The organism is Stenotrophomonas sp. NRRL B-14846 (genome assembly GCF_050473585.1).
Classification (GTDB): domain Bacteria; phylum Pseudomonadota; class Gammaproteobacteria; order Xanthomonadales; family Xanthomonadaceae; genus Stenotrophomonas.
In genome coordinates this window covers 3,264,684-3,281,875 of record NZ_JBFLUN010000022.1, presented here as the reverse complement: position 1 = coordinate 3,281,875, position 17,192 = coordinate 3,264,684, and the positions used below count along the sequence as shown (strand labels likewise).

At 68.1% G+C, this 17,192-nt stretch carries 15 protein-coding genes; 10 read left to right on the top strand and 5 right to left on the bottom strand.

Translation table 11 applies throughout. The features are described from left to right. Window positions 1-2: 2 nt before the first annotated feature. Window positions 3-467: a MarR family winged helix-turn-helix transcriptional regulator gene (locus tag AB1281_RS17285; protein ID WP_430346490.1), complete on the bottom strand. Its 465-nt coding sequence runs from the start codon at window positions 465-467 to the stop codon at window positions 3-5. Between the two features lie 49 nt (window positions 468-516). Here AB1281_RS17285 and AB1281_RS17280 point away from each other — a divergent pair, with 49 nt between their 5' ends. From AB1281_RS17280 to AB1281_RS17270, 3 genes are all read left to right on the top strand, one after another. Then, window positions 517-1,428 carry a S41 family peptidase gene (locus tag AB1281_RS17280; protein WP_430347012.1) on the top strand — a complete coding sequence of 304 codons (912 nt, stop codon included), beginning with the start codon at window positions 517-519 and terminating at the stop codon, window positions 1,426-1,428. Between the two features lie 98 nt (window positions 1,429-1,526). Then, window positions 1,527-2,420 carry an NAD-dependent epimerase/dehydratase family protein gene (locus AB1281_RS17275; RefSeq protein ID WP_430346489.1) on the top strand — a complete coding sequence of 298 codons (894 nt, stop codon included), beginning with the start codon at window positions 1,527-1,529 and terminating at the stop codon, window positions 2,418-2,420. 213 nt (window positions 2,421-2,633) lie between these two features. Continuing rightward, the gene (locus AB1281_RS17270) at window positions 2,634-5,165 is read left to right on the top strand and encodes a methyl-accepting chemotaxis protein (protein ID WP_430346488.1); all 2,532 of its coding nucleotides are present in this window, start codon (window positions 2,634-2,636) and stop codon (window positions 5,163-5,165) included. Window positions 5,166-5,255: 90 nt separating this feature from the next. On the opposite strand, the gene AB1281_RS17265 is transcribed toward AB1281_RS17270, so the two are convergent. Then, window positions 5,256-5,642, bottom strand: a complete 387-nt coding sequence (locus AB1281_RS17265) for a DUF2628 domain-containing protein (protein ID WP_088027308.1) — start codon at window positions 5,640-5,642, stop codon at window positions 5,256-5,258. Window positions 5,643-5,858: 216 nt separating this feature from the next. Here AB1281_RS17265 and AB1281_RS17260 point away from each other — a divergent pair, with 216 nt between their 5' ends. After that, complete coding sequence (locus tag AB1281_RS17260) at window positions 5,859-6,029, top strand: hypothetical protein (protein ID WP_005419553.1); 171 nt, start codon at window positions 5,859-5,861, stop codon at window positions 6,027-6,029. A 60-nt stretch (window positions 6,030-6,089) separates the two neighbouring features. Here the strand turns inward: AB1281_RS17260 and AB1281_RS17255 are convergent, their stop codons facing one another. Further along, a complete protein-coding gene (locus AB1281_RS17255) occupies window positions 6,090-8,135 on the bottom strand; it encodes a TonB-dependent receptor domain-containing protein (RefSeq protein ID WP_430346487.1) in 2,046 nt (681 codons plus the stop codon). A gap of 495 nt (window positions 8,136-8,630) precedes the next feature. Between AB1281_RS17255 and mdoH the strand changes: the two genes are divergently transcribed. The 5 genes from mdoH to hemC all read left to right on the top strand — a co-directional run bounded on the left by mdoH (window position 8,631) and on the right by hemC (window position 14,532). Further along, complete coding sequence (gene mdoH / locus AB1281_RS17250; RefSeq protein ID WP_430346486.1) at window positions 8,631-10,556, top strand: glucans biosynthesis glucosyltransferase MdoH; 1,926 nt, start codon at window positions 8,631-8,633, stop codon at window positions 10,554-10,556. A gap of 50 nt (window positions 10,557-10,606) precedes the next feature. After that, complete coding sequence (locus AB1281_RS17245; RefSeq protein WP_430346485.1) at window positions 10,607-11,266, top strand: alpha/beta hydrolase; 660 nt, start codon at window positions 10,607-10,609, stop codon at window positions 11,264-11,266. Between the two features lie 3 nt (window positions 11,267-11,269). Then, entirely contained in the window at window positions 11,270-12,313 is a 1,044-nt protein-coding gene (locus AB1281_RS17240; protein ID WP_049443311.1) for a sensor histidine kinase, read from the top strand. Window positions 12,314-12,323: 10 nt separating this feature from the next. Next, window positions 12,324-13,055 (top strand): LytR/AlgR family response regulator transcription factor, encoded by a 732-nt coding sequence (locus AB1281_RS17235; RefSeq protein ID WP_049443312.1) that lies wholly within the window; start codon window positions 12,324-12,326, stop codon window positions 13,053-13,055. Window positions 13,056-13,620: 565 nt separating this feature from the next. Continuing rightward, on the top strand, window positions 13,621-14,532 hold the full coding sequence (gene hemC, locus AB1281_RS17230) for a hydroxymethylbilane synthase (protein WP_075676175.1): 912 nt from the start codon (window positions 13,621-13,623) through the stop codon (window positions 14,530-14,532). Window positions 14,533-14,648: 116 nt separating this feature from the next. Here hemC and AB1281_RS17225 read toward each other — a convergent pair whose 3' ends face one another. Together AB1281_RS17225 and AB1281_RS17220 are read right to left on the bottom strand one after the other, a co-directional pair. Continuing rightward, window positions 14,649-15,425 carry a DUF481 domain-containing protein gene (locus AB1281_RS17225; protein ID WP_049445907.1) on the bottom strand — a complete coding sequence of 259 codons (777 nt, stop codon included), beginning with the start codon at window positions 15,423-15,425 and terminating at the stop codon, window positions 14,649-14,651. A 106-nt stretch (window positions 15,426-15,531) separates the two neighbouring features. After that, window positions 15,532-16,134 (bottom strand): LolA family protein, encoded by a 603-nt coding sequence (locus AB1281_RS17220; protein ID WP_430346484.1) that lies wholly within the window; start codon window positions 16,132-16,134, stop codon window positions 15,532-15,534. Window positions 16,135-16,215: 81 nt separating this feature from the next. Between AB1281_RS17220 and AB1281_RS17215 the strand changes: the two genes are divergently transcribed. Beyond that, entirely contained in the window at window positions 16,216-17,187 is a 972-nt protein-coding gene (locus AB1281_RS17215; RefSeq protein WP_014038578.1) for a helix-turn-helix transcriptional regulator, read from the top strand. The last annotated feature ends 5 nt before the right edge of the window (window positions 17,188-17,192 follow it).

Below are 17,192 nucleotides of genomic sequence, written 5' to 3'. Positions count from 1 at the left end.
CTTCAGCGACGGCGGGCGTCCTGCAGGCGCTGTGCGAAGGGCCGTTGTTCGAGCGCCACCAGTGCTTCGCGTAGCACCTGCTCCAGCGACTGGCCCAGATCGGCATCGAGGCTGCGTGCCGCCACAGCGGTGGCCTGCCATTGCGCCTGCAACACTGGCATCGCGCGCTGCGCGCGTGGGCTCAACTGCAGGATGCGTTCGCGCCCGTCGTCACCGTTGGCTGTGTGCAGCCAACCATCGCGCACCATCGCTGCCACGGTCTGGCTGAGCGCCGAATGGCTGAGCCCGCAGGCCAGCGCGAGGTCCTTGATCCGGCAAGGGCCCTGCGCCATCAGCGTGCGCAGCACCGGCGTGTAGCGCGGCCGGTAGTCCAGTTGCAGATCCTGGTAGGCCTGCTCGACGGCCGGGTCCAGCTGGTCGAGCAGGGCGCGCAGCAGGGTACCCAGCGTGGCGTGTTGGAGATCCATGATCGGGATGATATATAAGCGCTTACATATCTTCAATGCGGGGTGGATGATGGCGGTCTCCTGGATGCTCGGCGCGTTGCTGGCGGCGGCCTGCCCCGCGCAGGACGGGGTCCTGCAGGCGGCCGCCAGCGCCGTGCAGGCGCAGTACCTGGACGAGGCGGAGGGCGCCCGCATCGCCGCCGCCCTGCGCAGCTGGTCGACGCAGCAGCGCTATGCGGACAGCTGCGCGGATCCTGCTGCATTCAGCGCACGCCTGAACCAGGACCTGGACATGTTCGATGGCCACTTCCACGTTGAACGCGTGGACGCCGCGGCCGGCCAGGACGACTGGTTGATGGCCTGGCGTGCCGATGCCCGCAGCAATGGTGCGGGCGTGCGCGAGGTACGGGTGCTGGAAGGCAACGTCGGCTACCTGCGGCTGAGTACGTTCTATCCGCTGGATCTGGCGCGGCCGAAGTTCGCTGCGGCCTTCACGCTGCTGGCCGACACCGATGGCCTGGTGCTGGACCTGCGCCAGAACGGCGGCGGCGACGATGCAAGTGCCGATCTGCTGGTACGGACGCTGCTGGACGCGAAGATCGGCACGGTGCAGCAGCTGGACCAGCGCGGCCGGCGCACGCCGGTACCGTTGCCGCCGGCGAGCCTGCCCGCCTACCTGAAACCGCTGGTGGTGCTGATCGACCGCCGCACCGGTTCGGCCGCCGAGTTCGTCGCCTATTCGCTGCAGGCACTGGGCCGCGCGCGCATTGTCGGCACGCGCAGCGGCGGCGCAGCGCATATGTTTGGTGATCCTGTGCTGCTGCCCGATGGCTATCAGATCAGCATTCCCGACCGGCAACCGATCAACCTGCGCACCGGCGGCAACTGGGAAGGCACCGGCGTGAGGCCTGATTTGGCCGGCGGCGACGATCCGCTGTTCATCGCGCGGCAACTGCTGGCGCCCGTGAAGTCGTCAAGATGAACGCACGATTGCATGGCTGTCCTATCGCAGATGCGCGAATGCATGCCTAGAATCGAAGCATCCCGGTAGTTCCCGGGCGCTTCGAGTGAATGGACTCAATGAAGATTCTGTTGACCGGCAGTTCCGGGCGCATCGGGCGCGCGATCTTCGGTGCGTTGGCGGCCGCCCACGAAGTGGTGGGGCTGGACCGCAGCCCGTTCGCCACTACGCGCATCATTGCCGATGTCACCGACCGCCAGGCCGTCGCACGTGCGGTAAAGGGCGTGGACGCGGTCATCCATACCGCGGCCCTGCATGCTCCGCATGTCGGCCTGGTGCCGGACGCGGTGTTCCAGCAGATCAACGTGGAGGCAACCGCGCACCTGCTGCAGGCCGCACGCGAAGCCGGCGCACGGCGTTTCGTGCTGACCAGTACCACGGCGCTGTACGGCCATGCCGTGGTAGCCGGTGGCTGCCGTTGGATCGACGAAGACACCGAGCCGCTGCCGCGCACGATCTACCATCGCACCAAGCTGCAGGCCGAGACCCTGGCTGAAGCTGCCGCCACGCCGGGCTTCAGCGTTCGCGTGCTGCGCATGGGCCGGTGCTTCCCGGAACCGCCCGAACGGATGGCGATGTTCCGCCTGCATCGCGGCATCGACGCCCGCGATGTGGCCAGCGCACATGCTGCACTGCTGCTCGACGAAGGCGCCCGTTTCGCCCGCTACCTCGCCTGCGCACCGACGCCGTTCCGGCGCGAGGACTGCCTGGAACTGGCCACCCACCCGCGCAGCGTGCTGGCGCGCCGCGCGCCGCAGCTGCTGGCCGAGTTCGAACGCCGTGGCTGGCCGCTGCCATTGAGCATCGACCGTGTCTACGACAGTGCCCGCCTGCGCAGCGAGCTGGGCTGGCAACCGTGCTTCGGGCCGGACGACGTGCTGCAGCAGTATGCCGTCGGCAGCATCGAGGTACTGCCGCGCGCGCAGTGGGTCAAGGACCGCGTGGCCGAGTGAGGCCATCGCGGGGGGGCGGGTAGCTGAGCCGACCCTGAGCGGATTCAGGAATGTGTAGGCGGGTCGCCTCAACCTCGTTGGCGGGCGGCCGCTAACCCGGTGCGCTTCCAGCGCCGGGACCACCCCGGCGGCCGGCGGCCTGCGCGACGGATCGCGCGCCTGCGCGGTGCCCTCGTGGTGCCGGTCGTCCTGAACTGCCTTGCGGACCCTCCCATGCCTTCTTCCCGCTCCGCCGCTGCCCGCCGCCCGGGCAGCATCGCCCACAAGCTGATGCTGGGCACCGCCGCGATCGCGCTGCTGTGCTTCGGCCTGACCGCGTTCCTGATCTACCGACAGGCCAGCGCCAGCCTGATCAGCGCCTCGCGCCAGACCATGACCAGCGAAGCCAACGCCGAAGCACGCCAGGTCTCGGCCGATCTGGGTACTGCCTTCGCCAGCAATGACGCCATGGTCGAGACCGTGCTGGCCCAGCGCGCCCGTGGCGATGTGCCCGATCGCGCCAGCCTGGCCGCCGTGCTGGGTGAGCAGCTGCGCACCCATCCGGAATGGCTGGGCAAGAGCACCATGTGGGAGGCCGACGCCTTCGACGGCAAGGATGCGGCGTTCGTCAATACCGAAGCGCACGACGCCACCGGCCGCTACATGAGCTACTGGGCCTGGCATGACGGCAAGCCGCAGCAGTCGGTCATGACCGACTACACCGAGACTGCCAGCGGTTCCGGTGACTGGTACATCGTGCCCAGCCGCGACAAGCTCCCCAAGGTCAGCGAGCCCTATGCCTATGACATCGCCGGGCAGCAGGTGCTGATGAGTACGCTGAGCACGCCGATCATCGAGAACGACAGGTTCCTCGGTGTATTCACCGTCGACTTCTCGCTGGCGGCACTGCAGAAGCACCTGGCCACGTTGAAGCCGATGGGCGCCGGCCGCGTCGAACTGCTGTCGCCGAAGGGCGTGGTGTTGGCCTCGGCCAACGCCGCCGAGATCGGCAAGCCGCGCAACGATGCACTGACCCGCAGCATGCTCGCCGAGATCGCCGCCGACCGTCCGTTCGAGGCCTTCAGCCCCGACGCGGCCGGCAACGTGCGCGTGTATGTGCCACTGCGCGTGGGCGATGCCCCGCAGCGCTTCGCGCTGGGCGTGGTGATGCCGCATGCGGTGATCGTGGCCGAAGCGCGCCAGCTGCTGTGGCTGACCCTGCTGGTCGGCGTGATCGCCGCGCTGACCCTCAGCGCCGGTGTCTATGTACTGCTGCGCCGCCTGGCGATCCGACCGCTGGCCGAAGCGGTGCGCGTGGCCGGTGACGTCGCCGCCGGCAAGCTGGACAGCACGCTGCCGGCGCGCAGCAACGACGAAGTGGGGCGCCTGCTGGACGCGATGCAGGGCATGCGCGGCCAGCTGCAAGCGGTGATGGCCGCGCAGGCCGAAATGGCGCGCCGCCACGATGCCGGTGAACTCAGCTACCGCATGGACGCCGCGGCGTTCCCGGGCGAGTACGGCCGCATGGTGGCCGACAGCAACCAGCTGGTGGCCTCCAGCAACGCGGTCACCCAGCGCCTGGTGGAAGTGATGCAGCGTTATGCCGTCGGCGACCTCAGCGTGGACATGGAAGCACTGCCGGGCGAGAAGGCGGTATTCACCGCTGCGATGGCGACCACCAAGAGCAACCTGGCCGCGATCAACGAGCAGATCCAGCAGCTGGCCGCCGCTGCCGCCGCCGGTGATTTCGCCGTGCGCGGTGATGCACTGCGCTTCGACCACGATTTCCGCCGCATGGTGGAGACCCTGAACACCATGATGCAGGTCAGCGACCGCAACCTGGCTGCACTGTCGACGCTGCTGCGCGCGATTGCCGCCGGTGACCTCAGCGCGCGCATGCAGGGCGACTTCCACGGGGTCTTCGCGGTGATGCGCGACGATGCCAACAGCACCGTGCAGCAGCTGACCCAGATCGTCGGCCAGATCCAGCAGTCGGCGGCCAGCATCCGCCTGGCCGCCGGCGAGATCGCCGCCGGCAACAGCGATCTGTCGCGGCGCACCGAACAGCAGGCCGCCAACCTGGAAGAGACGGCCGCGTCGATGGAAGAACTGACCTCCACCGTGCGCCAGAATGCCGACCATGCGCTGCAGGCCAACACGCTGGCCGGTTCCGCGGCGGGCGTGGCCAGCGAAGGCGGCCAGGTGGTCAGCCAGGTGGTGCACACCATGGAGCAGATCGAGGCGTCGTCGCAGCGCATCGCCGAGATCATCTCGGTGATCGATGGCATCGCGTTCCAGACCAACATCCTGGCGCTGAACGCGGCAGTGGAAGCGGCGCGCGCCGGTGAGCAGGGCCGCGGCTTCGCCGTGGTCGCCAGCGAAGTGCGCGCACTGGCGCAGCGCTCGGCCGGTGCGGCCAAGGAGATCAAGGAGCTGATCGACGCCTCGGTGGCGCAGGTGGGTGCCGGTGCGCAGCTGGTGCACGGTGCGGGCCGCACCATGCAGGAGATCGTCGGCCAGGTCGGCCGGGTCAACGAGATCATGGCCGAGATCTCGGCGGCCTCGCGCGAGCAGTCGGCCGGCATCGAGCAGGTCAACCAGACCGTGGTGCAGATGGACGAAACCACCCAGCAGAACGCCGCGCTGGTGGAGGAAGCCAGCGCCGCCGCGCGGGCGATGGAAGAGCAGGCCGAGCAGTTGGCGGTGGCGGTGTCGCGCTTCCGCCTGCAGGCCGAGCCGCAGGTGCCGTCACGCCGCGCAGCTTGAGGCACTGCATGAACGAGAACGCCCGGCCAGGGCCGGGCGTCATCGTTGCTCTCGCTGGTGCACCGGACCGGGTCCGGTGACTGCGGTGGCTTAGAACATGCCTTCGAACGGGTTCCAGCTGGCCTTGCCCTTCACCTGCTCCAGGTAGTAGCTGTAGTTGGTGCTGGAGGCGACCAGGAAGTTCATGGCGATGAAGACGGCACGGGCCACAACGTCTGGCAGGAACAGGGTGACGATGCCCAGCGCGATGTTGATGCCGAGCACCACCAGCGCCTTGCGCCACATGCCCAGGATGAGCAGGTAGATGAAGCCGAAGAAGAAGGCGAAGAAATTGATGTTGACCTTCAGCCGGTCGCCGAAGGACAGCGCCTTCCAGGCCTGCTTGAAGCCCGGCTCCTTGGGAGCGCCGTGCTGCTGGAAGAAGTTGAAGCGGAACTGCCACTTCGGGCTGAAGCGGGAGAGGTCGACTGCGTTCATTGACGAATACGTCCTTGTAGGAAAACGTTTACATGATACGGGGCGAACGGTTCAGGAAACCAGCCTCGGGCGTCAAAAATGTGACGGGTGGGGCGGTGTGGCGCTGCGGCCGGGCGCCGCACCGTCACCCGCCCGCCTTGTTTTTAGGATAGGGTGCGCAGTTCCGCTGCCGCCCCGGTTGGACCCGTGCGGCGGCGGGATGTCCATGGAGGTTGCATGACCACACCTGCTACACCGGAAAACGCACCGGGACCGGTGCTCCTGCCGACACCTGAAGTGGTGCAGGCACAACAACTGCTCGCACGCCAGCAACTGGCGGTGGCGATGGACCGTGCACGCACGGCCGCCACGCGGGACGCGGCACCGGCCGCGCTGGAAAGCGAGTAACCCGCAACACCGTCGATCGCGCTGGCATGTCGCCAGCGCGATCACGGCGCGCGCCGTCGGTCAGAACCGCGCGGTCATGCTGAGGAAGTAGCTGCGCCCGGCGACGAAGTAGTCGGTGGAGCCTTCGGCATACAGCTTCTTGTCGGCCAGGTTGCTGACCCCGCCGCGCAGGGTCAGCACCTCGTTGACGTTCCATGCGGCGGTCAGGTCATACAGCGTGTAGGCCTTGAGGAAGGTCGTGGCGGTGCCGGTCTGCTTGCCGGTGTACTGCGCCGACAGGCTGCTGGAGAACACCGTGTTCGGCGTCCAGTCCAGTGACGAGTAGCCGGAGAATTCCGGCGTATCGATCAGGTTGCGGCCGGTGGTCAGGTTCTTGGCTTCCTTCATCCAGGTGGCCGAGGTGCGCCAGCGCCACTGCTCGCCGAAACGGACATTGAAGTTGCCTTCCATGCCGCTGGTGCGCGCGCGCTGCACGTTGCTCATGCGCGTCCACCAGATGCCGTTGAACCGGCCCAGTGGTGCGTACTCGATCTTGTTCCGGAAGTCGGTGTGGAAATAGGTCACGCCGACATCGATCAGGTCATTGTCGAAGCTGATGCCGATCTCGCGGTTGGTGCTGGTTTCCGGATCCAGGTCCGGGTTGCCGGCCATGTAGCAGCCGCCGCGCGTATAGCCCAGCGGGATCAGCGAGGTGCAGCCGCGGCCGCCGGACTGGGTGGCAGCGGTGGCCGAATTCTCGGTCAGGCTGGGCGCCCGGAAGCCCTTGGAGACGCCACCGCGGATCGTCCACTGTTCGGCCGGATGCCAGACCAGGTACGCACGCGGGCTGACGTGGCCGCCGAACTTCTCATGGTGGTCCAGGCGCGCGCCCACGGTCAGGGCCAGGGTGCGGTGCAGCTTCAGTTCGTCTTCGACGAACAGCGCCCACGTATCCACTTCCAGGTTGGAGCCGCTGACGGCGTTGCCGGCGTAGTCGATCGGCGCGCGGCCGATGGTGTCGGTGTTGGTCAGCTCCTGGCGCTTCCATTGCCCACCCACGGCGAACTGGTGTTCAACGCCCAGTGTGAACGGCGTGGTCAGGCTGCCTTCGATGATCGTGTCGGTGGCCTCGGAGCGGCCGGTGGCACCGATGTCGTTCTTGTATTCGGTCCAGTACGCGCTGAGCTTGGAGGTGCCGAAGCTCCACGTGCCATCGTGGTTGAGCGCCAGCGAGCTGCGCTTGAGCTCACTGGCGCCCCAGGCGCCTTCGTCCTGCTTTTCCAGTGACGCATCGATGAAGGCCTGCTGCACGCCATGGCCGGCTTCCAGCGACAGTTCCTGTGCATCGCTCAGCTTCCACTGCAGCAGCGCATCGACATTGCGGTCCTTCTCGCCGGCGTAGGCATTGCCGTAGACACCGTTATTGGACTGGTCCGAATCACGGCGCATGCTGTTGGCACCGATGCGCAGGCCGAAGCGTTCGCCAAGCGGGCCAGAGAAGGTGGCGCCGATCTGCTGGGTATCGCCGCGCTTGCCATCACCGGGACGGGTGTAGCTGTGGGTGGCGCTGCCATTCCATTCGTCGCCGATGCGCCGGGTAATGATGTTGATCACGCCGCCCATCGCGTCAGAGCCGTACAGCGACGACATCGGGCCGCGCACCACTTCGATGCGTTCGATCTGGTCGGGCGAGATCCAGTTCAGGTCCTGGCGGCCGAGGTCGGGGCGATAGTTGGTCGCGGCCGAGCTGCCCATGCGCTTGCCGTCCACCAGCACCAGCGTGTAGTTGGACGGCATGCCGCGCAGCTTGATCTTGGACTGTTCGCCGACCGCGCTGAGACCGCCGGTCACGCCCGGCACGCGGCTGAGCAGGGTGGCCAGGTCGGGCACCGGCTGGCGCTCGATGTCCTCACGGCTGATCACGCTGATGCTGGCCGGGGCATCCTTGATCCATTGCTGGCTGCCCGAGGCGGTGACCACCACGGTATCCAGGTCCTTGGTGGAGGCATCGGCGCTGGCCTCTGCAGCGGCCAGGCCGGGCAGGGCCAGCAGGCAGGCGGAGGCCAGGGCGTGGGCCAGGCGGGTGCGCGGCAGGCGCGCGGAACGGTAACGGGACGACAGGGACATGACGGCTTCCATGGGAGGTGGGGAGACCCTGTGGAAGCAGCAGGCGCAGGCAGACAGCAGGCAGCCACCCTTCCGTGGGTCGTCGGGCGCGCGGTGTGGACCGGCGCAGCTGGGTGGGTCGCGGCCGTGCGGAAGACGGTGACCTGCCTGGTTAATGAAATGATAACCGTTCGCGTTTGTTACGATCCAGTACCGGGGGCGATGTAATGACATCTGGCCATTCCCCGGCGTGATCGCCTGCTATTTGCTGAATGGGGATAAATCCCGGCGTAGACCTTCGCGCGCGGCTTACATTCGGCGCCCTAGACTGGGCCGCATTTTCGATTCCGCCCCGTTGGAGATCGTGTGGGTTCCGGTAGTGACAGACATCGACTGTGCGGCCTGAGGCCGACACAGCCAGGACAAGTGCGGGCGCCGGGAAAGCGCGCCGGGAACCTTGGTGCATGCAGCCCGGCCGGGATGGCCGGCCGTGCCGACGGCGCGGAGTAGGCGGCGATGGGGGTGCAGACCATCCATGCGGAAGCAGAAACGCCCCGGCTCGATGCCGGCTGGGCGCTGCTGCCCGCTGAATCTCCGTTGCAGATGCCCGAACAGACCCTGCGCGAAGGCGCGCTGAAGGTCCGGCGGCACCGCACGTCGCCGCGCCTGATCGGCCTGCGCCGGCTGTACATCTTCGGTGGCACGCTCGGCATGACCGCCGTGGCCACGCGGATGATGTGGCGGGTGCTGTCGGCCAATGGCATCAGCGTGCTTGAAGCCTGCCTGCTGGTACTGTTCGTCGGCCTGTTTGCCTGGATCGCGCTGTCTTTCGCCAGCGCCCTGGCCGGCTTCCTGACCGCCGTGTTCGACCGTGGCTACCGCCTCGGCATCGACCCGGACAAGCCGCTGCCGACCGTGCACAGCCGCACCGCACTTCTGATGCCGACCTACAACGAAGACCCGCGCCGCCTGCTGGCGGGCCTGCAGGCGATCTACGAGTCGGTGGCGGCCACCGGCCAGCTCGACCGCTTCGATTTCTTCGTGCTCAGCGATACCCGTCGCGAGGATATCGCCGCTGCCGAGGAGCAGGTGTTCGCCGAGCTGCGCGAGCAGGTGCCGGACGGGCAGACCCGCCTGTTCTACCGTCGCCGTGGTGACAACAGCGGGCGCAAGGCCGGCAACATCGCCGACTGGGTCCGCCGCTTCGGCGGTGCCTACCCGCAGATGCTGATCCTCGACGCCGACAGCCTGATGACCGGCGACAGCATCGTGCGCCTGGTGGCCGGCATGGAGCACAACGCCGACGTCGGCCTGATCCAGACCCTGCCGTCGGTGATCGGCGGCCGCACCCTGTTCGCGCGCATGCAGCAGTTCGGCGGCCGCGTGTACGGGCCGGTGATTGCCCGTGGCGTGGCCTGGTGGCATGGCGCCGAGAGCAACTACTGGGGCCACAACGCCATCATCCGCACCCGCGCCTTCGCCGACCACGCCGGCCTGCCGGCGCTGCCGGGTCGCAAGCCGTTCGGCGGCCACGTGCTCAGCCATGACTTTGTCGAAGCGGCGTTGATGCGGCGTGGCGGCTGGGCCGCGCACATGGTGCCCTACCTCGGTGGCAGCTATGAAGAGGGCCCGCCGACGCTGACCGACCTGCTGGTGCGCGACCGTCGCTGGTGCCAGGGCAACCTGCAGCACGGCAAGGTCGTGGGCAGCCGCGGCCTGCACTGGATCAGCCGCACGCACATGCTGATCGGCATCGGCCACTATTTCACCGCACCGATGTGGGCAATGCTGATGCTGATCGGCATCGCCATCCCGCTGTTCCAGGAGGGCATCGATTTCAACGCCCTGCTGCACCTGTCGCCCAGCGTTTACTGGCGCGCACAGGACGAAGAGCAGGTGGTGCGCCTGTTCGCCGCCACCATGGCGGTGCTGCTGCTGCCCAAGGTGCTCGGTTACCTGGCGATGCTGCTGGACCCGGTCGACCGCCGTGGCTGCGGCGGTGCGATCCGTGCCTTCGTGTCGATGCTGGTGGAAACCGTGCTGGCCGCACTGATGGCGCCGGTGGTGATGTACGTGCAGTCGCGGGGCGTGGCCGAAGTGTTGTCCGGCCGCGATTCCGGCTGGGACGCGCAGCAGCGTGACGACGGTGGGATCTCGTGGCTGGCACTGATCCGCGGCTACGGTGGCCTGGGTGTGTTCGGCGCCTTCATGGGCGTGCTGGCCTGGGCAGTGTCGCCGTCGCTGGCGGCGTGGATGGCGCCGGTGGTGATCGGCATGGTGCTCGCCGTTCCGGTGGTGGCGTTGACGTCCTCGCGTGGCCCCGGCGCCTTCCTGCACCGTCTTGGCCTGCTCGATATCCCCGAGGAGAACATCCCGCCGCCGGTGCTGGTACGCGCCGCGCAGCTGCGCCGGGAAGCGGCCGCGCAACCGCCGCTGTACTGATTGCCCCGCGCCAGCGGCATAATGCGGCTCGAACTTGAAGGAGCCGCATCATGCTGCAAACGGTGGAACAGGAAACCGGCGCCTCGCCGCAGTGGTCGGTGATCTGGCTGCACGGCCTCGGCGCCGATGGCCATGATTTCGCGCCGATCGTGCCGGAGCTGGTGCGGCCGCATTGGCCGGCGCTGCGCTTCGTGTTCCCGCACGCACCGGTGCGGCCGATCACGATCAACAACGGCGTGCCGATGCGCGGCTGGTACGACATCGTCGGCATGGACTTCCGTTCGCGCGCCGACATGGCCGGCGTGCGGGAATCGGTGGTGCAGCTGGACGCGCTGATCGCGCGTGAGATCGAACGCGGCATCCCGGCGGAGAAGATCTTCCTGGCCGGCTTCTCGCAGGGTGGCGCGGTCATCCTGACCGCTGCGCTGTCGCGCACCGCGCCGCTGGCCGGCCTGATCGCGCTGTCCACCTACCTGCCCGAAGCGGAAAGTGCCACGCGTGTTGACGGTGCCGTGCAGGTGCCGGTGTTCATGGCCCATGGCAGCAGCGACCCGGTGATTCCGCAGGCGGTGGCCGTACACAGCGCGCAGGCGCTGCAGGCGCTGGGGCTGGAGGTGGAATGGCACAGCTACCCGATGGCCCACCAGGTCTGTGCCGAAGAGATCCAGGCACTGGGTGACTGGCTGCAGGAACGCCTGGGCGCGGGCTGAGTAATGTCCCCGGCCAGCACGCCGCCATGGATGCCGGAACTGTGCCGCCTGCCGCGGCTGGCGGCGATGCTGGGCCTGGCCGAGCTGGTGGTGGTGGTGCTGGCCCTGGCCCCGGATGGCAGCCGCCACTGGACCTTCGGCGAACTGCTGTCGGCCAGCGGATTCGCGCTGTGGCTGGCGTTGGCGGTGACCGCTTGCCTGTGCCTGCTGCGGCAGGCGCTGTCCAGGCTGCCGCAGGTGCTGGGGGCGGTCGCTGCCATCGCACTGGCGACCCTGATCGCGGTGGTCTGTGCCGGCATCGTGCACGCCTTGTACGCGGTGCTGGGTGACAGCTTCGCCAGCGGCATCAGCTTCTGGCGCTTCACCCTTGGGAGTGCAGCAACCACGGCGCTGATCACCGCGCTGGCGCTGCGCTACTTCTATGTCAGCGACCGCTGGGCCGCGCAGGTGCAGGCCAATGCACGCGCCCAGGCCGACGCGCTGCAGGCGCGGATCCGCCCGCACTTCCTGTTCAACAGCATGAACCTGATCGCCAGCCTGCTGCATCGCGATCCCGCGGTGGCCGAACGTGCCGTGCTCGATCTGTCCGATCTGTTCCGTGCTGCGCTCGGTGCAGGCGAGGGTGATTCCACCCTGCGCGACGAATGCGAGCTGGCCGAGCGCTACCTGTCGATCGAATCGCTGCGCCTGGGCGAACGCCTGCAGGTGCGCTGGCAGCGCGACGAGCCGCTGCCATGGGACCTGCCATTGCCGAGGCTGGTACTGCAGCCGCTGGTGGAAAACGCCGTGCTGCACGGCATCTCGCGCCTGCCCGACGGCGGCACCATCGAGCTGCAGCTGCTGTGCGAGGGCAACGAGCTGCAGATCCGCGTGCGCAATCCCGCGCCTGATCCGCAGGCGCCCGGGCTGGCCTTGGCGCGGGGGGCTGGCCATGCCCAGCACAGCATCGGCCATCGGCTGGCCTGGCGCTTCGGCAGCGCCGCGCGGATGACGGCTGGCTGGAGCGAAGGCTACTATGCCTGCCAGGTGACAGTGCCGATCCAGTGAGGGAACGATCGTGAGGGTAGTCATCGCCGATGACGAACCACTGGCGCGCGAGCGCCTGCGCAGCCTGTTGGCGGCGCAGGACGGCGTGGACGTGGTGGCCGAGGCCGGCAACGGCGAGCAGGCCCTGCATGCGTGCGCGGAGCTGCAGCCCGACCTGGTCCTGCTGGATATCGCGATGCCCGGGTTGGATGGCCTGGAAGCAGCCCGCCACCTGGCCAGCTTCGAACCGCGTCCGGCTGTGGTGTTCTGCACTGCCTACGATGCGCATGCGCTGTCGGCGTTCGAGGCCGCAGCGATCGACTACCTGATGAAGCCGGTGCGCGCAGAGCGCCTGGCCGCCGCGATCGCACGCGCACGCACGTTTCTGGCCGGCCGCGACGGCCAGCCGCAGGAACATGGCGGGCAGCAGGCACGCAGCGTGCTGTGTGCACGCCTGCGCGGCAGCCTGCGGCTGATTCCGCTGGACGATATCCACTACCTGCAGGCAGAGGAGAAGTACGTAGTGGTGCACCACGCGCGCGGCGAGGACCTGATCGAGGAATCGCTGAAGTCGCTGGAAGAAGAGTTCGCCAGCCGTTTCATCCGCATCCATCGCAACTGCCTGGTGGCGCGTCACGAGCTGGTGGAACTGCGCCGCGGCTCGGGCGGGCAGGTGCAGGCGGTGCTGCGGCATGGCAGGCAGCCGCTGGAAGTCAGCCGCCGCTGCGTGGCGACGCTGAAGCAGGAACTGCGGCATCTGTGAGGGTTCCGCGCGGCCTGCGGCCGCGACTGCTTCGAAATCAACAGCAACAGCAACAGCCGGCTGGTCGGCTCATTGTTCTTACCTGCTGGGTCGGGCCGGGGTGGGGTGACGGGACACGCCGTAAACCCATCCATGGGGGCTCGATGGCGCCATCCATGGCGCCAACGGTCCCGTCACCCCACCCCGGCCCAACCCTCTCGCTCTTCACTGCATCGGACAGCAAGAGCATTGGTGTTATCGGCTTGGAAAGAGGGGTCAGATCCCTTTTCCTGCGGAAAAGGGATCTGACCCCGGAAGCCCTGGGCTGTTGCTTTTGCTTCTGCTTTTTTCTTTTGATCTTCCGTGGCTGACGCGCACGGAAACTGTCAGAGGTCGGGCGGGATGGGCTGCGCAGGGGCGTGAGCCGCATGGATGCGGCGACCGAGCTTACATGGACGTACTTGCAGCGGCCCCTGCGCAGTCCATGCCGCCCGGCCAAGCACGGCTGTTGCTTTCACGCCCCCCAGCCAGCCACGAGGGGCTCCGCCGTTGGCCGTATCCCGCCGATAGGCGCGATAATGACCGGATGGAAACCGTCCGCATCGCCACCCGCAAGAGCCCGCTCGCCCTCTGGCAGAGCGAACACGTCGCCGACCGCCTGCGCCAGGCCCATCCCGGCCTGCATGTGGAACTGGTGCCGATGAGCACCCGCGGTGACGAGGTGCTGGACCGCTCGCTGGCCGCCATCGGTGGCAAGGGCCTGTTCCTGAAGGAACTGGAGCTGGCCATGCTGCGCGGTGAGGCCGACTGCGCCGTGCACTCGCTGAAGGATGTGCCGATGGAACTGGACGAACCCTTCGCGCTGCCGGCGATGCTGACCCGCCACGATCCGGCCGATGGTTTCGTCTCCAACCTGTACGCCTCGCTGGATGCGCTGCCGATCGGCGCGCGGGTCGGCACCTCGTCGCTGCGCCGCCAGGCCCAGTTGCGCGCGCTGCGCCCGGATCTGGAATTGCTGGACCTGCGCGGCAACGTCAACACCCGCCTGGCCAAGCTCGACAATGGTGGCTACGACGCCATCGTGCTGGCCGTGGCCGGCCTGGAGCGTCTGGGCCTGGGCGAGCGCATCGTCGCGCGCCTGCAACCGCCGCAGTGGCTGCCGGCACCGGCCCAGGGCGCGGTGGCGGTGGAGTGCGACGGTGGCAATACGCGCCTGATGGCGCTGTTCGCCACGCTTGATGACGCAGCTACGCGCGCCTGCGTGGAAGCCGAGCGGGCGATGAACCGTGCGTTGCATGGCAGCTGCCACGTGCCGGTGGCCGCCATCGCGCAGTGGCAGGGCGACGACCTGCACCTGCAGGGCCTGGTCGGCAGTGCCAGCGATGGTCGTGCGGTGCGCGCCGAGGCGCTGGGCCCGGCCCGGGATCCGGAGGCGCTGGGCCAGCGCGTGGCGAAGATGCTGCTGGATGCCGGTGCCGGCGAACTGCTGAACGTCTGAACCATCGCAGGTAGTGCCGGCCGCTGGCCGGCAACCTCGTGCCCCAGTTGAATGCAGTTGCCGGCCAGCGGCCGGCACTACCGGAAGAAGAACGGGCGCCTCGGCGCCCGTTCTGCTTATTTGAACTTGTAGACCACGTTCATCGTGGTCAGCGTATCGGTCTTGCGCTTGTCCACAGCAACGTCACTGTTGTAACGCGCCTGCCAGCCGGCCTTCAGTGCCAGGTGCTCGTTCATGCTCACCGAGACACCGAAGTCGTTCTGGCCGAAGGTGTTGTACGAACCGGATTCGACCAGCAGCGTGTTGACCAGGTCGGTGTTGTCGGTCAGCGAGTACTTCATGTCGAACAGGCCACGGCCGATCAGGCCGGTGCGGGTGCGGTCGTCCTCGGTGCTGTGGGTGCGGCGCACACCGGGGCCGATCTGCGCGTCGAACGAGAAGCGCTCGGTGTTCCACAGGCGGGTGCCGTAACCCAGACCGAACGAGCTCTGGCGGTCGTAGGTGGCGAAGTCGTCGCGCTCGGTACGCACCGTGGCGGTCAGCTGGCGGTGTTCGCCCAGCTGCAGCGCGCTGCCGGCACTGCCGGTGTAGCGGTTGGCGGTGGTGTTGTTGCGGCGGGTGGTGGTGCCGTCGTCGTTGGTTTCGGTCACCTTGGAGCTGGAACGCAGGCCGAACAGGTCCATGCTGTGCACCCAGTCGCCGTCGGTGTAGCGCAGGCGCAGGCGGCCGTTGAAGCTCTCGGTGCTGCTGTTGCCGCGTGCCGAGGCAAAGCCGAGCTCGCCACCGCTGCCGCTCCACGGCGAGGACATCGCCGCCAGCTCGGAGGCATCCTGTGCGTATGCGAGCGGCGCACACAGCAGCAGGGGGATCAGCAGGGACACGCGCAGGGACATCGAGGCTTCTCCGAAACGGTTAACAGCCGGTGATGATACTGGAAGCGTGATGGCGGTCCGAATCGATCCAATGCGCGCTTCAGCGAACGTTGCCGCGATCGCCTATTCAGGGCAGATCGACACGCAGTGCGGGGTCGTTGAAGCGCGAATAGCGCAGGCGCAGCTGGAAGCTGCGGCCATTGCTGCTGCCGCTGCGCACGATCTGGCGTGGCAGGCCCTGGGCATCCACCCAGTACTCCAGGCGTTCGCCGGGCTGGGCACCACGCAGCCGGTAGTGCCGGGTCTCGACCCCGTCCAGCGCCTGGCTGCCGAGGTCTTCGGCCTTCAGGTCGGCGGGCAGGGCATCGGCCGGCAGCGGGTTGCGCCACTGCTCGAGCAGGCCGGGCGGGGTCGGCACCTGGCGGATCGCGCCGTCGGCCTGCAGGAACATGGTGTCGCCGATGATGGTCTGGGGCCCCGCCGGCGTCTCCACCCGGAAACGATCGGGCGCGACGAAGTCCATGGCGCTGCGCACCGGCTGCGGTGCGCCCAGCACCTCCAGTTCGGCGTGGAAGCTGCGCAGGGCCGCGAAACGCTGGCTGGCGCCCAGCACCGCCTGCGCCGGATCGGCGACGGGTACCGGGGCGCCGGTGCTGGCCGGCGCCGGCGCGCGATCACAGGCGGCCAGCAGCAGGCAGGCCAGCAGGGACAGGGCAGGCAACCGGCGCATCGGGCATTCCATGGGGGTGGGGGCGACCACGATAGCCCAAACGTCCCACACAAGACCCGCGACTCGGACATAATCGGGGGTATGGACCGATACGAACGCATCACCGCCCTGCATCGTCTGCTCAAGTCCGCGCGCTATCCGGTGACGGTGGCGACCCTGCAGGACAAGCTCGGTTGTTCCCGCGCCACCGTCTATCGCGACCTGGCCTTCCTGCGCGATGCGCTGATGGCACCGATCGAGGGCGACGGCGAGGCGGGCTTCCGCTACCAGGCTGACGAGAGCGACCGTTTCGAGCTGCCCGGCCTGTGGCTCAGCTCGGAGGAGCTGCATGCCCTGCTGGCCTCGCAGCACCTGCTGGCGCGGACCGGCGGTGGTGTGCTGTCGTCGGTGCTGGCACCGCTGCAGCAACGCATCGAGAGCCTGCTGGCGGCCCAGGCCGGCGTGTCCAGCTGGCCGGTCGACCGCGTGCGGGTGATTCCGCACCGTGGCCGCAAGTTCGACGAAGGCAGCTTCCGCAGCGTCGCGTCGGCCGTGCTGGAGCGCCGCCAGCTGGCGTTCGAGTACCGCGCCCGTTCCACCGACGAGCCGACCAAGCGCACCGTCTCACCGCAGCGCCTGACCCACTATCGCGACAACTGGTACCTGGATGCCTGGGACCATGACCGCGACGCCCTGCGCAGTTTCGCGGTGGACCGCATCCACAAGGCGCGGGTGGTCGACAGCACCGCGCGCGATGTCGCCGACAGCGAGCTGGACGAGCAGCTCGGCGCCAGCTACGGCATCTTCTCTGGCGCGCCGAAGGGGTGGGCGACCATCCTGTTCAGCGCCAAGGCCGCGCGCTGGGTGGCCGACGAGCACTGGCATTCCAAGCAGCAGGGCCGCTTCCTGGCCGACGGCCGCTATGAGCTGAAGGTGCCGTACAGCGTCTCGCGCGAGCTGCTGATGGATGTGCTGCATTACGGCTCGGATGCCGAGATCGTCGAGCCGATGATGCTGCGCGAGCAGGCCAAGGCATTGCTTGAGCTGGCCCTGAGCAACTACGAAAAATCCTGACACTC

Excerpts from the sequence above, each read along its gene's own strand:
- AB1281_RS17245 (WP_430346485.1), top strand. The coding sequence starts at position 10,607 with ATGCTGCAAACGGTGGAACAGGAAACCGGCGCCTCGCCGCAGTGGTCG.
- AB1281_RS17270 (WP_430346488.1), top strand. The coding sequence starts at position 2,634 with ATGCCTTCTTCCCGCTCCGCCGCTGCCCGCCGCCCGGGCAGCATCGCC.
- AB1281_RS17225 (WP_049445907.1), bottom strand. The coding sequence starts at position 15,425 with ATGTCCCTGCGCGTGTCCCTGCTGATCCCCCTGCTGCTGTGTGCGCCG.
- AB1281_RS17280 (WP_430347012.1), top strand. The coding sequence starts at position 517 with ATGGCGGTCTCCTGGATGCTCGGCGCGTTGCTGGCGGCGGCCTGCCCC.
- AB1281_RS17275 (WP_430346489.1), top strand. The coding sequence starts at position 1,527 with ATGAAGATTCTGTTGACCGGCAGTTCCGGGCGCATCGGGCGCGCGATC.
- AB1281_RS17265 (WP_088027308.1), bottom strand. The coding sequence starts at position 5,642 with ATGAACGCAGTCGACCTCTCCCGCTTCAGCCCGAAGTGGCAGTTCCGC.
- AB1281_RS17285 (WP_430346490.1), bottom strand. The coding sequence starts at position 467 with ATGGATCTCCAACACGCCACGCTGGGTACCCTGCTGCGCGCCCTGCTC.
- AB1281_RS17240 (WP_049443311.1), top strand. The coding sequence starts at position 11,270 with ATGTCCCCGGCCAGCACGCCGCCATGGATGCCGGAACTGTGCCGCCTG.
- AB1281_RS17255 (WP_430346487.1), bottom strand. The coding sequence starts at position 8,135 with ATGTCCCTGTCGTCCCGTTACCGTTCCGCGCGCCTGCCGCGCACCCGC.
- hemC (WP_075676175.1), top strand. The coding sequence starts at position 13,621 with ATGGAAACCGTCCGCATCGCCACCCGCAAGAGCCCGCTCGCCCTCTGG.
- mdoH (WP_430346486.1), top strand. The coding sequence starts at position 8,631 with ATGGGGGTGCAGACCATCCATGCGGAAGCAGAAACGCCCCGGCTCGAT.
- AB1281_RS17215 (WP_014038578.1), top strand. The coding sequence starts at position 16,216 with ATGGACCGATACGAACGCATCACCGCCCTGCATCGTCTGCTCAAGTCC.
- AB1281_RS17260 (WP_005419553.1), top strand. The coding sequence starts at position 5,859 with ATGACCACACCTGCTACACCGGAAAACGCACCGGGACCGGTGCTCCTG.
- AB1281_RS17220 (WP_430346484.1), bottom strand. The coding sequence starts at position 16,134 with ATGCGCCGGTTGCCTGCCCTGTCCCTGCTGGCCTGCCTGCTGCTGGCC.